General features: G+C 65.3%; 13 protein-coding genes. 11 read left to right on the forward strand and 2 right to left on the reverse strand.

The genetic code is table 11. The features are described from left to right. Positions 1 to 32: 32 nt before the first annotated feature. Complete coding sequence (locus tag ACXYMN_RS05200) at positions 33 to 1,319, forward strand: PP2C family protein-serine/threonine phosphatase (protein WP_459012429.1); 1,287 nt, start codon at positions 33 to 35, stop codon at positions 1,317 to 1,319. On the opposite strand, the gene ACXYMN_RS05205 is transcribed toward ACXYMN_RS05200, so the two are convergent. Next, entirely contained in the window at positions 1,290 to 1,760 is a 471-nt protein-coding gene (locus tag ACXYMN_RS05205; protein ID WP_459012430.1) for an NUDIX domain-containing protein, read from the reverse strand. The two genes, ACXYMN_RS05200 and ACXYMN_RS05205, sit on opposite strands and share 30 nt — an antisense overlap. Positions 1,761 to 1,864: 104 nt before the next feature. On the opposite strand from ACXYMN_RS05205, the gene hslO reads away from it, so the two are divergent. The 8 genes from hslO (at position 1,865) to ACXYMN_RS05245 (ending at position 11,157) form a co-directional block, all read left to right on the forward strand. Next, complete coding sequence (gene hslO, locus ACXYMN_RS05210) at positions 1,865 to 2,851, forward strand: Hsp33 family molecular chaperone HslO (protein ID WP_459012431.1); 987 nt, start codon at positions 1,865 to 1,867, stop codon at positions 2,849 to 2,851. Then, complete coding sequence (locus tag ACXYMN_RS05215) at positions 2,838 to 3,440, forward strand: CoA pyrophosphatase (RefSeq protein WP_459012432.1); 603 nt, start codon at positions 2,838 to 2,840, stop codon at positions 3,438 to 3,440. The genes hslO and ACXYMN_RS05215 overlap by 14 nt, the downstream gene beginning before the upstream one ends. Beyond that, positions 3,437 to 4,600: a CCA tRNA nucleotidyltransferase gene (locus ACXYMN_RS05220; RefSeq protein ID WP_459012433.1), complete on the forward strand. Its 1,164-nt coding sequence runs from the start codon at positions 3,437 to 3,439 to the stop codon at positions 4,598 to 4,600. Before ACXYMN_RS05215 ends, ACXYMN_RS05220 begins: the two co-directional genes overlap by 4 nt. A gap of 171 nt (positions 4,601 to 4,771) precedes the next feature. Continuing rightward, positions 4,772 to 6,625, forward strand: a complete 1,854-nt coding sequence (locus ACXYMN_RS05225) for an ABC transporter ATP-binding protein (RefSeq protein ID WP_459012434.1) — start codon at positions 4,772 to 4,774, stop codon at positions 6,623 to 6,625. Continuing rightward, positions 6,622 to 8,490 (forward strand): ABC transporter ATP-binding protein, encoded by a 1,869-nt coding sequence (locus ACXYMN_RS05230; RefSeq protein ID WP_459012435.1) that lies wholly within the window; start codon positions 6,622 to 6,624, stop codon positions 8,488 to 8,490. The genes ACXYMN_RS05225 and ACXYMN_RS05230 overlap by 4 nt, the downstream gene beginning before the upstream one ends. Before the next feature lie 84 nt (positions 8,491 to 8,574). Then, positions 8,575 to 9,792 carry a class I SAM-dependent RNA methyltransferase gene (locus ACXYMN_RS05235; RefSeq protein ID WP_459012436.1) on the forward strand — a complete coding sequence of 406 codons (1,218 nt, stop codon included), beginning with the start codon at positions 8,575 to 8,577 and terminating at the stop codon, positions 9,790 to 9,792. Between the two features lie 7 nt (positions 9,793 to 9,799). After that, positions 9,800 to 10,594: an ion transporter gene (locus ACXYMN_RS05240; RefSeq protein WP_459012437.1), complete on the forward strand. Its 795-nt coding sequence runs from the start codon at positions 9,800 to 9,802 to the stop codon at positions 10,592 to 10,594. A 62-nt stretch (positions 10,595 to 10,656) separates the two neighbouring features. Further along, a complete protein-coding gene (locus ACXYMN_RS05245) occupies positions 10,657 to 11,157 on the forward strand; it encodes a L,D-transpeptidase family protein (protein ID WP_459012438.1) in 501 nt (166 codons plus the stop codon). A 127-nt stretch (positions 11,158 to 11,284) separates the two neighbouring features. Here the strand turns inward: ACXYMN_RS05245 and dalA are convergent, their stop codons facing one another. Further along, positions 11,285 to 11,872, reverse strand: coding sequence for a divisome-associated lipoprotein DalA (gene dalA, locus ACXYMN_RS05250; protein WP_459012439.1), 588 nt, complete (start codon positions 11,870 to 11,872; stop codon positions 11,285 to 11,287). Positions 11,873 to 12,045: 173 nt separating this feature from the next. Here dalA and ACXYMN_RS05255 point away from each other — a divergent pair, with 173 nt between their 5' ends. Further along, on the forward strand, positions 12,046 to 12,651 hold the full coding sequence (locus ACXYMN_RS05255; protein WP_459012440.1) for a L,D-transpeptidase: 606 nt from the start codon (positions 12,046 to 12,048) through the stop codon (positions 12,649 to 12,651). A 143-nt stretch (positions 12,652 to 12,794) separates the two neighbouring features. Then, the gene (locus tag ACXYMN_RS05260; protein ID WP_459012441.1) at positions 12,795 to 12,989 is read left to right on the forward strand and encodes a ferrochelatase; all 195 of its coding nucleotides are present in this window, start codon (positions 12,795 to 12,797) and stop codon (positions 12,987 to 12,989) included.

The raw sequence follows: 12,989 nt of genomic DNA on the forward strand, positions 1-12,989 counted from the left end.
GACCGGTATGTGTTCATGATGCGAGCCAGAATATGACCCTTTCGGCAGCGATGCTGCCCCAGACGGCTGTGCGGGCCGATGCGTCCCCGGGCGGTGCGCAGGGCGTCAAACGCGTTCTGATCGTCGATGACAGTGCCGCGCAACTGATGGTTCTGGCGCGGTTGGTCGGGCGTTGGGGCTACGAGGTGATGCAGGCACGGTCCGGTGCAGAGGCTTTGCGCATCGCCGCAGAGCACGCTCCGGACCTGGTTCTGTCGGACTGGATCATGCCGGGCATGGACGGCATCGCGTTCTGTCGACAGTTCCGCGGTCTTTGCGGCGATCATTTCGCCTATTTCATCCTTCTCAGTTCGCGCAGCGAAAAGTCCGAGATCGCGCAAGGCCTGGATGCGGGGGCCGACGACTACCTGTCAAAACCGGTCAACCCGCAGGAGTTGCGGGCGCGCATTCATGCCGCCGACAGGCTCGTCCGGATGCAACGCGAACTGCGCGCCAAGAATACCGTGATCTCGGAAACGCTCGAGAAATTGCAGGCCGCCTACGCCGCGATCGACCGCGACCTGCATCATGCGCGGCGAATCCAGGCCTCTCTCGTGCCGGAACGGGTGCGGGATTTCGGCCAGGCGCGGGTCAGTCTCCTGTTGCAGCCCTGCGGCCATGTGGGCGGGGATCTGGTCGGGGCATTTCAGGCCGGACCGTCCCGCATCGGCATCTTTGGCATCGACGTATCAGGCCACGGAATCGCCTCGTCGATGGTGGCTGCCCGTGTCGCAGGCTATCTCAGCGACCGGCACCCGGAGCAGAACGTGGCACTTATCGGTTCTGACCGGTTCCTGGATGCACAACCCCCTGAAAGTGTTGCGCAAAGACTGAATGATCGCCTGACCTCCGACCCCGGCGTGGAAGAATATTTTACCATGCTCTATGGAACCTTCGACCTGGTGAACGGGCACATGACGATGGTGCAGGCGGGCCATCCGAACCCCCTGATCATTCGCGCCGACGGCACACTGACCTTTGTCGGCAGCGGCGGACTTCCGATCGGGTTGATCGATCGCGTGACGCATGAGCGGACCGAAGTCGCGCTCGAACCCGGCGACCGACTGCTGATATATTCGGATGGTTTCATCGAGGCCGATACCAAATCCGGCGCGGCTCTGGGCGAGGACGGTCTGACCGGGCTCGTGCGCGCGATCCCCTCCAACCGGGTCAGCGCGGAGTTCCTGGACGATCTCTATACGGGTCTGATCCATGCCATGCCGGACGGGGCGAACCTTTCGGACGACATATCAGCTGCCTTGCTGGAGTATCGCGGCTGAGTTCAGGCTCAGATGCCTGCTCAGGAAATGCCTGTCGCCCGGATTGTCCAGTGCATCGACCGCCGCCGATCCGGGCAACCAGACAGCACTATGGCCCGCCTCGGTCGGCGCACCCAGGCGCAGGACGGCGCGGGCGGCATAAACCGTGCACAGCTTCTCTGCCCAGATGTCGTATTCCGGCATGAAGGTGAAGCGACGGAACGCGCCCAGCCGGCGCGGCTTGCCGATGCGCCATCCGGTCTCCTCGAACACCTCCCGGTGCAACGCGTGCAATGGCGATTCCCCGGGGTCGATTCCGCCCCCCGGTAGCTGAAACTCGCGATGCGGCGCGTCCTGATGCGTCAGCAGGATGTCCGGCCCGCGATGCAGGACTGCATAGGCTCCGCGCCGCAGCCGGTAACGACGGCCCGGCCGCGGCGGCTTGTCGACACGCATGATCATATGCATAGCACCCTTGAACGCAGCGCAGGTCGCACACCCTTGGACGCGCGAACCGGCCTCTTATATAGAGCGATCAAGTCAAACAACGTCCAGAAGGGAATTCGATGACATTCGGACCCAAGATCGCATGGGATGATACCGTGCTTCCGTTCCAGCTCGACCGCTCGGATATCCGCGGTCGTGTGGCGCGACTGGATGGTGTGCTCGAGGGCATCCTGCGGCAACATGACTACCCGCCCGCCGTCGAGGCGCTGGTGGCAGAGATGGCGTTGCTGACCGCCTTGATCGGCCAGACCATCAAGCTGCGCTGGAAACTGTCGCTGCAGGTGCAGACGAACGGTCCCGTGCGCATGATCGCGACGGATTTCTATGCCCCCGAAAAGGAAGGAGACGCAGGTCGCATCCGCGCCTATGCCAGCTTCGATCCCGACCGCATCACCGATGGTGCGCCGATGGATCAGCTGGGCGAAGGCTACTTTGCCGTCCTGATCGACCAGGGCGCGGGCATGCAACCCTACAAAGGCATCACCCCGCTGACGCGCACGTCACTGTCGGATGCCGCCGAGGCCTATTTTGCCCAGTCCGAGCAGCTTCCGACGCGGTTTCAGCTGCTCTTCGGGCGCTCGACCGAAAAGGGCGGCACCGAGCACTGGCGCGCCGGTGGCATGATGCTGCAGCACATGCCCAAAGCCTCGCCCCTGATGGGTGAGGGCGGCTCGGGCGAGGGGGGGTTGCTGCATGCGGACGACATCCTGTCGGAGGACGAGGGAGAGCATTGGCGCCGTGCCAATTTCCATCTCGATACGGTGGAAGCGATCGAACTGATCGGCCCCAGCCTGCCGCCGACGGACCTTCTGGTACGGCTGTTCCACGAAGAACAGCCGCGCGTGTTCGACGCCCAGGCGGTGCGCTTCGGATGCACCTGTTCGGAAGATCGGGTGCGGCGGTCGCTGTCGATCTATTCGGCCCGCGACATCGAGAAGATGACGACGGAGGAAGGGATCGTGACCGCCGATTGTCAGTTCTGCAGCGCACATTACGAGCTGGATCCCGCGACCGTCGGATTCGAGGCGAAGGATGCAGGCCAATGACCAGCTGGCCGCGTTGCACCGCGCGCTTGCGGTCACGACGCGGCCTTCGTCGGATTACGATCTGAACCCGGACGTGGTTTTGCCGGAGGGCCGCAAACTGCGCTCGGCGGGGGTGTTGGTGCCGGTGATCGAAAGCGGCGGTGCGCTGCATCTCATTCTGACGAAACGGTCGTCGCGGCTGAAGCACCACCCCGGCCAGATCGCTTTTCCGGGCGGCAAGGTCGATCCCGGCGATGCCGATGCGAAGGCCGCGGCCCTGCGCGAAGCGCATGAGGAAATCGGCCTGCCACCGGCAGCCGTGTCGATCCTGGGCGCCCTGCCACCGCACGAAACGGTGACCGGCTTCATCATGGAGCCGGTCGTCGGCCTGGTGACGGCGGCTTTCGCACCGCTGCCCGAACCCGGCGAGGTGGCCGAGATCTTTACCGTGCCGCTGGCGCACGTGGTCGATCCGGCGCGGTTCACGGTTCAGTACCGGCGCTGGCGCGGCGCACGTCGCCACTACTACGCGGCCCCGTTCGGTCCCTATTACATCTGGGGTGCGACGGCCCGGGTGCTGTATGGCCTGGCCGACAGGATGTCCGCATGACCGAAGTGACCGGCGACTGGCTGCGCGCGGCGCATGCGCAAGCGGTGTTCGACGCGCTTGAGAAACGCGGCCACCGGGCCCTGGCGGTGGGCGGATGCGTGCGAAATGCGCTGCTTGGGCAACCGGTGGCCGATCTCGATATTGCCACCGATGCCACGCCGGATGAAACCATCCGCGCGGCGCAGGAGGCCGGGCTGAGGGCCGTTCCGACCGGTCGGGATCACGGAACCATCACCGTGGTCTCCGGGCATGAAGGTTTCGAAGTGACCACCTTTCGCGCCGATATCGACACCGACGGGCGTCATGCGGTCGTGCAGTTTTCCCGCGACGTCGCCGAAGATGCGCGGCGGCGCGATTTCACCATGAACGCGCTATATGCGGATCGGCACGGTCACGTGCTGGACCCGCTGGGGGCGCTTCCGGATCTTCGGGTCCGGCGCGTGCGGTTCATCGAAGACGCCGGGCAGCGCCTCCGCGAAGATTACCTGCGCGCATTGCGCTTCTTCCGGTTCGCCGCCTGGTACGGGGATCCGGCGCTGGGGTTCGACGCCGACGCCCTGGCCGCGATTGCGGACAATCTTGACGGTTTGGCGACCCTGTCACGCGAACGCGTCGGAGCCGAGATGCTCAAGCTGCTCGCAGCGCCCGATCCCGCGCCCGCCATGTCGTCAATGGCGGCGACGGGCGCGCTCGGGATGTTGCTGCCGGGGGCCGACCCGCGCCCGCTGACCCGGTTGGTGGACCTCGAGGATGAGACCTCAATCGCACCCGACCCGCTGCGCAGGCTGGCGTCACTGGGCGATATCGACGGCAAGGGCCTGCGCCTGTCGAAGGCGCAGGCCCGCAGGCTGGAGATGCTGCGCGCCATCGTCGAAAGTACCGAAGGTCCCGCGGCGCTGGGATACATCTATGGCGCAGAGGCGGCGCGCGACGGGCTGCTGCTTCGCGCCACCCTGCTGGAACAACCGCTCGATGTCACTGCGCTGGAACGGGCCGCTTTCGGCGCAGACCAGACCTTCCCGGTCGGCGCGAAGGATCTTATGCCGGGGCTGTCGGGCGCGGCGCTGGGCGCGCGCCTGGCATCGCTCGAGGCCAGATGGATCGCGTCGGACTTCACCCTGACCCGCGCGGCGCTGCTGGACCCCGGCCCCCGGGCGTGACTTCCGCCGCCTGTCGCGGTACACACACGGACGGTCGCAGCATTACCGAGCGACCGTAAGCGACCCGACGCGACGACGTCTGACAGGCATCCATCTTGCACCCGCGGACACCGGCTTGCCGACGCCCCGCCCGCGTTTCCCCTCGATTTGCGACCAAAGGCATGTCCGGCCATGTTCCGTTTCTTCGAAAACCTGATCGACCCCTTCGCGCCCTACCCCGCGAACGACCGCCCGCCGCAGAGGCTCTGGCCGTTCATGTGGGAATACACCCGGCCCTTCCACCGGATCTTCGCGTTTGCGACGGTCCTGTCGATTGTCGTCGCCGCCGTCGAAATAGGGCTGATCTGGGCGATGGGCTGGGTTGTCGACATCCTGGCCGAAGGCCCGGCGCAGGTCTGGGATCGGCACGGCTATGCGCTGATCGCGCTCGCGGCCTTCATTCTGATCCTGCGCCCGCTGTTTCAGGCCATCGACGTGCTAATCCTGAACAACGCGATGATGCCGCAGCTCGGCACCGTGGTGCGCTGGCGCGCGCACAGGCATGTCCTGCGCCAGTCCGTCGGCTGGTTCGAGAACGACTTCGCGGGGCGCATAGCCAATCGCATCATGCAGACGCCCTCGGCGGTGAACGAGGCGACATTCCAGATCTTCGATGCGCTGACCTATTCCACCGCCTATGTGCTGGGCTCGCTGGTGCTTTTGGGCATCGCCGATCCCTGGCTCATGGCCCCGCTTCTGATCTGGCTGGGGTTCTACATCGCGCTGATGATCTGGACGGTCAGGCGCATCAGGGTCGCCTCGCGCAATGCGTCGAACGCGCGGTCCGAACTGACCGGGCGGGTTGTCGACAGCTACACCAATATCCACGCGATCAAGATGTTCGCCCATCACGAGCGGGAACTGGAATACGCCCGCGAGGCGATCAGGCACACGCAGGAAACATTCCAGGCCGAGATGCGCCTCTACACCATCATGGACGTGGCGCTGGCGATCCTCAACGGGGTGCTGATCGTTGGCGTCACCGGTATGGCGCTGTGGTTCTGGGGGCTTGGCGTGGCCACCGTCGGAACGGTGGCGGCGGCGACGGCGCTGACCCTGCGGATCAACGCGATGACCGGCTGGATCATGTGGGCGCTGACGAATTTCTTCCAGCAGCTCGGCATCGTGCAGGAAGGGATGGAAACCATCGCCCAGCCGATCACCCTGCTGGATCGACCCGATGCCGGGCAGTTGTCGCTGAACAGGGGCCAGATCACCCTCGACCGGCTGACCCACCATTACGGTCGCGGGCAGGGTGGCCTCGATGCGATCGACCTGACCATCGCGCCGGGCGAAAAGGTCGGTCTCGTGGGCCGTTCTGGCGCGGGCAAGTCCACCCTCGTCAAGCTGCTGTTGCGGTTCTACGACGCCGAGGGCGGCCGGGTCCTGATCGACGGTCAGGACATCGCCGCGGTCACCCAGGCCAGCCTGCGCGCCAAGATCGGCATGGTGCAGCAGGATTCGGCGCTGTTGCACCGCTCGATCCGCGACAACATCCTTTACGGACGCCCAGATGCGGGCGAGGACGCGATGATCCGCGCGGCAGAGCAGGCGCAGGCGCACGCGTTCATCCTCGACCTCGTGGATTCCGAGGGCCGTCGCGGCTTTGATGCCCATGTCGGCGAACGCGGCGTGAAGCTGTCGGGCGGCCAACGGCAACGCATCGCACTGGCGCGGGTCATCCTGAAGGACGCGCCGATCCTTGTGCTCGACGAGGCGACATCGGCGCTCGATTCCGAAGTCGAAGCCGCGATCCAGGACACGCTCTACGGCATGATGGAGGGCAAGACCGTGATCGCCATCGCGCACCGGCTGTCGACCATCGCCCATCTGGATCGCATTCTCGTGATGGATGACGGGCGAATCGTCGAACAAGGCAGCCACGCCGCGCTTTTGCAGCAAGGCGGGCTATATGCCGGGTTCTGGAGTCGCCAATCGGGCGGATTCCTCAGTTTCGACACCGATGAAGGCGAGGCGGCAGAATGAGCGACACGCACAGCGCAAGGCGCGCCTTTCCCTGGACCACGCCAAGCCGGTGGATCGACCCGTTTCGCCCGGCCCCGGGCCCGCCCCCCCGATCGATCCTGGCCTTCTTCGGCTGGGCCCTCGACGGCGCATGGCCGGTGCTGGCGGTCGCCGCGATCCTGTCCATCGTCGCGGGCGTGATCGAGGTCATGGCGGCGCTGATCCTGGGTCACGTGGTCGATGCCGCGCTGGCCTCCGGCGCGGGCAGTATCTTTACCGCGCAGACCGGCATCCTTGTCGGGGCGCTGTTGTTCTTCGTGCTGTTGCGCCCGGTGATCCTCGGGATCAACACCTTCTTCCAGTCCATCGTGGTGCAGCCGAACGTCCTCACCCTCGTCCTGTCGCGGCTGCACCGCTACACCCTTGGCCAGGCGGTCACCTTCTTCGACAACGATTTTGCGGGACGCATCTCGCAAAAGGAAATGCAGACCTCGCGCGCGCTGACCGAAGTGGTGATCGAAGCCATTCACACGATTCTCTTCGCACTGGCCTCGGTGATCGGCGCGGTGCTGCTGCTGGGCACGGTCGATGCGCGGATCGCCATGGGGCTGGTGGCCTGGATCGTGGTCTACGCGGTCTTCATCCGCGCCTTCATGCCGCGCATCCGCAAGCATTCCAAGGCGCGCGCGGCGGCCCGGGCCACAGTGACGGGGCAGGTTGTCGACACGATCACCAACATCAAGACGGTCAAGCTCTTCGCCCATTCCGACCACGAAGACCGCGCCGCCCTCAACGCCATGCGCGCCTACCGCGTGCGCGCGCTCGAATTCGGGCAGGTGTCGGTCGTGTTCCGGTTCTGGCTGATGGCGCTTGCGGGGGTTCTGCCGGTCCTGCTGGTGGGCGGTGCGCTTTGGTACTGGAACCTCGGGCTGGTGACCGCGGGCGACATCGCCGCCACCGGTGCGGTGTCGCTGCGTCTGGCGCAGATGACCGGCTGGGTCAGCTTCACCCTGATGTCGCTCTATGCCAACCTGGGCGAGGTCGAGGACGGCATGCGCACGCTGTCCCCGGCCCATACCTTGCAGGACCGACCCGGCGCCACCGCCCTTAAGGTCACCGAAGGCCGCGTCACCCTCGACAATCTGAGCTTCCGCTATGGCCGTGCCGTGGGCGGCATCGATCACATCTGCCTTGACGTGGCCCCGGGCGAGAAACTCGGCATCGTCGGCGCATCCGGCGCGGGCAAGTCGACGCTCGTCGCGCTTCTCCTGCGTCTCTACGATGCCGAAGACGGCGAGATTCGCATCGATGGCCAGAACATCGCGGGCGTCACCCAGGAAAGCCTGCGCCGCAGCATCGGCATGGTCACCCAGGAAACCGCGATGTTCAATCGCTCGGCGTTCGACAACATCCGCTACGGTCGCCCCGATGCCAGCCTCGACGCGGTGATCGCCGCCGCCCGCAAGGCCGAGGCGCATGACTTCATCGAAGAAATGCAGGACCACAAGGGCCGCAAGGGCTACGATGCGCATCTCGGCGAACGCGGCGTGAAACTGTCGGGCGGCCAGCGTCAACGCATCGCCCTGGCCCGCGCCATCCTCAAGGACGCCCCGATCTTCATCCTCGACGAGGCGACCTCGGCGCTCGATTCCGAGGTCGAGGCCTCGATCCAGGATGCGCTGATCCGCGTCATGGCCGGCAAGACCGTGATCGCCATCGCCCACCGCCTCTCGACGATCTCGGACATGGACCGGATCGTGGTGCTCGACGCGGGCCGCATCGCCGAGCAAGGCACCCACGAGGATCTTCTCGCCCGGGGCGGGCTCTACGCGCGCTTCTGGGAAAGACAGTCAGGCGGCTTCGAGGCCCGCGCGGCGGCGGAATGACCGGCGCGGCGCTGCTGCCTTTCCATTTTTCAAATACGCCAACCCGCACTCGACGCCCGCGCCGTTTCCGGGCATGAGCGACGCATGCAACGAATGATCATCGAACGGCTGGGCCATCTCGGCGACGGCATCGCGCCGGGCCCGGTCTATGTACCGGGGGGGCTGCCCGGCGAAGAGGTCGAGGGCGACATCGACAACGCCATCATGGCAGCGCCGCGAATCGTCACCCCGTCGACCGATCGCGTACGCCCGCCATGCGCGCATGGCAGACGGTGTGGCGGGTGCCAGTTGCAACACGCCACCGAGGCTTTCACCGAACGCTGGAAACGCGCCGTGGTGGAAACCGCGCTGGCGGCGCAGGGTCTCGAGGCGCCGTTCCGCCCGACCGTGACCTCGCCGCCGCAGACCCGTCGCCGGGCGACCTTCTCGGCCAAGCGCACCAAAAAGGGCGCGCTCGCGGGCTTCCATGTGAAACGCTCGGACGAGATCGTGCCCGTGCCGCACTGCCGGCTGGTCCACCCCGATATCGCCGCCGCCCTGCCGATGGCCGAGGAACTCGCGATCCTGGGCAGCACCCGCAAGGGCGCGCTGTCGGTGCTGGTGACGCGGACCGATACCGGGCTCGATGTCGTCGTCTCCGGTGGCAAGCCTGTCGACAGCGTGCTGCGCGGTCGGATCGCCGACATCGCCCGTGAACACGATCTCGCCCGCATCACCTGGGATCCCGAAGAGACGCTGCAACGCCGCGCGCCAATTGTCCGGTTCGGCACCGCCGCGGTCACGCCACCACCGGGCGGGTTTCTGCAGGCCACCCCCGACGGCGAAGCCGCGCTATGCGCCGCGGTGCTCGAAATCACCCAAGGCGCGAAGCGCGTTGTCGATCTCTTTTCCGGCTGCGGCACCTTCGCGCTACCCGTCGCGGCGCGGGCGTCGGTTCATGCCGTCGAAGGCTCCCGGGCGATGACCGACGCGCTCGATCAGGGCTGGCGTATGGCCACGGGCCTGCGCAAGATCACCACCGAAGCGCGCGATCTCTTCCGCAACCCGATCCTCGCGGAAGACCTGCGCAGGATCGACGCGGCGGTGATCGACCCGCCCCGCGCCGGGGCCGAGGCGCAAATCGCGGAACTGGCGACGGCGCGTATCCCACGCATCGCGCATGTGTCGTGCAACCCGGTGACCTTCGCGCGCGATGCCGCCACGCTTGTGGCTGCGGGCTACCGGCTCGATTGGCTGCAGGTGGTGGACCAGTTCCGCTGGTCGACCCATATCGAGCTTGTTGCTTCCTTCTCGATCAAATGAGGACCCGATGACCTTTCGTTCCCGTCTGACCGCCTTTCTGGAACGGCCCTCGACCGTCAACGCCATCACCGTGGTCATCCTGTTCAATGCCGCGATTCTCGGGCTTGAAACCTCGGACAGCGCGATGGACCTTGCGGGCCCGTTCATCATTGCGCTGGACCGCATGTGCCTCGCGATCTTCGTGATCGAGATCGCGGCCAAGCTTGTCGCCCATGGCGGACGCTTCTTTCGCAACGGCTGGAACGTCTTCGACTTCACCATCGTCGCGGTGTCGCTGATCCCCGGCTCGCAATCGCTGTCGGTGCTGCGGGCGCTGCGGATCCTGCGGGTGTTGCGGGTGGTGTCGGTCATGCCGCGCCTGCGCCGGGTGGTCGAAGGCTTCCTGACCGCACTGCCGGGCATGGCGTCGGTCTTCCTGCTGATGGCGCTGATCTTCTACATCGGCGCGGTCATGGCGACCAAGCTGTTCGGCGATGCCTTTCCCGACTGGTTCGGCACGCTCGGGCGGTCGGCCTATTCGCTGTTCCAGATCATGACGCTGGAAAGCTGGTCGATGGGTATCGTGCGCCCGGTGATGGAGGTCTATCCCTACGCCTGGGTGTTCTTCGTCCCGTTCATCCTGGTCACGACCTTCGCGGTGGTGAACCTGGTCGTCGGACTGATCGTCAACTCGATGCAGGACGCCCACGCGGAAGAGGCCAACGCCGCCACCGACAGCTATCGCGATCAGGTCCTGGTCCGGCTCGAGGCGATCGAGCGTCGTCTGAGCGCGCAGGGCTCACCGCCGCGTGATCGCGGATAAAGAGGGCCTTCGCGAAAGTCGGAAAATACGCTACGTTCCGGCAAAAAAGAGCGAGCGGAACAGTGACAATCATCAGACTACTTTGCGCCTGCCTGCTGGCCTTCGGGCTGACGGCCTGCAGCAGCAAGTTCAAGACGTATAACGGGCCGGAAGTGACGCAGGTCATCGTCGACAAGGGCCAACGGCGGATGTTCCTGCTGCACCATGACGAGGTGCTCAAGCAGTATCCCATCGGCCTTGGCTTCGCACCGACCGGTGACAAGAAGATCGAAGGCGACGGCAAGACGCCCGAGGGCCTCTACACCATCGACAAACGCAACCCGAACTCGAACTTCCACCTGTCGATCGGCATTTCGTACCCGAACGAACAGGATATCGAAGAGGCCCGTGCCCTGGGGTTTTCACCGGGCGGCGACATTTTCATCCACGGCGGCCCGCCCAAGGGTAACAAGGCGCATCCGCGCTCTGACTGGACCTGGGGCTGCATCGCGGTGAAGAATCGCGAGATCGAGAATGTCTACGCGATGGTGCGCGACGGGACACCGATTCTGATACAGCCCTAGATCCGACGCAGTCTTTGATCGGGCGGGTCTTTGATCGGGCGGTCCGGCTCGGGCGACCTGACAGGGGCAGCACCGGTGTCACCGGCGGTCGTGTCCCGGGCCTGACCCGGGACTTCGCGGCGCGGTCTCAGAGTTGCGTCAGGGGCAGCGTACCTGACGACGACAGCACCGGACCGGCGGTTCCCGCCGAGGCGGGTCCGCCGGTGACCAGGGTCCACCAGATCTTGCCATTGGTTTCCTGGAACCAGGCGAATCCCATGTCGCGCGCCTCGGGCGACAGGATCACGTTGCGCGTCGCGGGCTCTTCCATCCAGGCCGCCAGCGTCTGCAGCTCGGTCTCGTAAGTCTCGGAAATCGCTTCACCCTTGACCTCGCCGCCATAGCCGACGCGTCGGGCGCGATCGACCGGAGAAGAGCCGTCGGAGCCGAAATGCCAAGGCCTGTTCTGCGCCGACATGTCGCGCGAATGGGTGGCCGCAGAGGCGTTCAGGGCCGCGCTGTATTGCAACTGCGGCTGGCCCGCTTCCGTCCGCAGGGCATTCACCGCGTCCAGCATCCGGATCTCGATGCGGTTCTGGCTCTGGGCGCTGATGCGGTACAATGTCGGCAGCGGCAGGCCATCGGGACCCAGCTGCTGCTCTGCCGGCGGCGACCCCGTGCAGGCCCCGAGGGCGGCAAGCGCGACAGAGGCGATCAAAAGCGAGGCGCGGGACATGGCAGACTACCTATTCTATCAATGCGACCCGAAATGCCTTAGAATATGCGTCGTTGCTTATCAAACCCACATCGGCGTGAGCTTGCCTGCGCACGGGAGTTTGAATTGCGACTGCGGCTTCCGCGCCATATGTGAAACGATGATACACGTATTTCCATGAAGGAGATGTACCAATGACATCCAAGGCACCGCTGCGCCAGACGCGTCGCGCATTCCTTGTCGGCAGCACCGCCACCGTGCTGGCCGCCCCCGCCCTCGCCCAAAGCGTGACCGGCGCCGCCACCACCGAGGTGGAGCGCGACCTGTCGGGTGTCGTGCGTCGCAACATCTCGAGCTTCCGGACGCTCGACTGGCAGCCCTATTTCTCGAACACCGACAACGGCGCGATCCTTGTCGATATCCAGAGCCGGGCGCTGCATTACTGGTCGCAGGACAAGTCGATCTACAAGCTCTATCCCACGTCCGTACCGCTGACCGAAGACCTGACGCGCCGCGGACGGACCAAGGTGATCCTGAAGGATCCGGCGCCTGACTGGCGGCCGACGCCGTCGATGAAAGAGCGCAACCCCGAATGGCCGGACTACGTGGCACCGGGCCCCGACAACCCGCTTGGCACGCGCGCGCTGCACCTCAGCTGGACCTATTACCGCATCCACGGCACGCATGACACGCGCAAGATCGGGCGTCGGTCTTCGAATGGCTGCATCGGCCTTTACAACCAGCACATCGAAGAGCTGTACGGGCTGGCCAACGTGGGCACACAAGTGTTGCTAATTTGACGACAACAAGGCGGCCCGCGGTTTCCGCTTTTCATGTTGCGTTTGCAATCGCACGGGGAAGCTGGTTAGAACAAATCACGAGGTTTAGTCTTGGGTGCTTGCAGGGTAAATGCGCCCCGCAAGCAGTTATCTGGAGGATAGTTATGAAGAAACTCGCACTCGCCGCCGCAATCGCAGCAGCTGGCTCGTCGGCAATGGCCGGTTCCTACGCAAAAAATGACGTGGTTATGGAGCCCGTCGTGATTGTCGAAGAGACCCGTCAGCAGTCGTCCTCGGCCGCCATCATCGTTCCGCTGATCCTGCTCGCGCTCGTCGCCGCAGCTCTCGCGTCCGACTGA

It is taken from the genome of Roseivivax sp. CAU 1753, from assembly GCF_054482575.1.

Bases quoted from the DNA above. Each gene is read 5' to 3' on its own strand.
- ACXYMN_RS05200 (WP_459012429.1), top strand. From the start codon at position 33: ATGACCCTTTCGGCAGCGATGCTGCCCCAGACGGCTGTGCGGGCCGAT.
- ACXYMN_RS05205 (WP_459012430.1), bottom strand. From the start codon at position 1,760: ATGATCATGCGTGTCGACAAGCCGCCGCGGCCGGGCCGTCGTTACCGG.
- hslO (WP_459012431.1), top strand. From the start codon at position 1,865: ATGACATTCGGACCCAAGATCGCATGGGATGATACCGTGCTTCCGTTC.
- ACXYMN_RS05215 (WP_459012432.1), top strand. From the start codon at position 2,838: ATGCAGGCCAATGACCAGCTGGCCGCGTTGCACCGCGCGCTTGCGGTC.
- ACXYMN_RS05220 (WP_459012433.1), top strand. From the start codon at position 3,437: ATGACCGAAGTGACCGGCGACTGGCTGCGCGCGGCGCATGCGCAAGCG.
- ACXYMN_RS05225 (WP_459012434.1), top strand. From the start codon at position 4,772: ATGTTCCGTTTCTTCGAAAACCTGATCGACCCCTTCGCGCCCTACCCC.
- ACXYMN_RS05230 (WP_459012435.1), top strand. From the start codon at position 6,622: ATGAGCGACACGCACAGCGCAAGGCGCGCCTTTCCCTGGACCACGCCA.
- ACXYMN_RS05235 (WP_459012436.1), top strand. From the start codon at position 8,575: ATGCAACGAATGATCATCGAACGGCTGGGCCATCTCGGCGACGGCATC.
- ACXYMN_RS05240 (WP_459012437.1), top strand. From the start codon at position 9,800: ATGACCTTTCGTTCCCGTCTGACCGCCTTTCTGGAACGGCCCTCGACC.
- dalA (WP_459012439.1), bottom strand. From the start codon at position 11,872: ATGTCCCGCGCCTCGCTTTTGATCGCCTCTGTCGCGCTTGCCGCCCTC.
- ACXYMN_RS05255 (WP_459012440.1), top strand. From the start codon at position 12,046: ATGACATCCAAGGCACCGCTGCGCCAGACGCGTCGCGCATTCCTTGTC.
- ACXYMN_RS05260 (WP_459012441.1), top strand. From the start codon at position 12,795: ATGAAGAAACTCGCACTCGCCGCCGCAATCGCAGCAGCTGGCTCGTCG.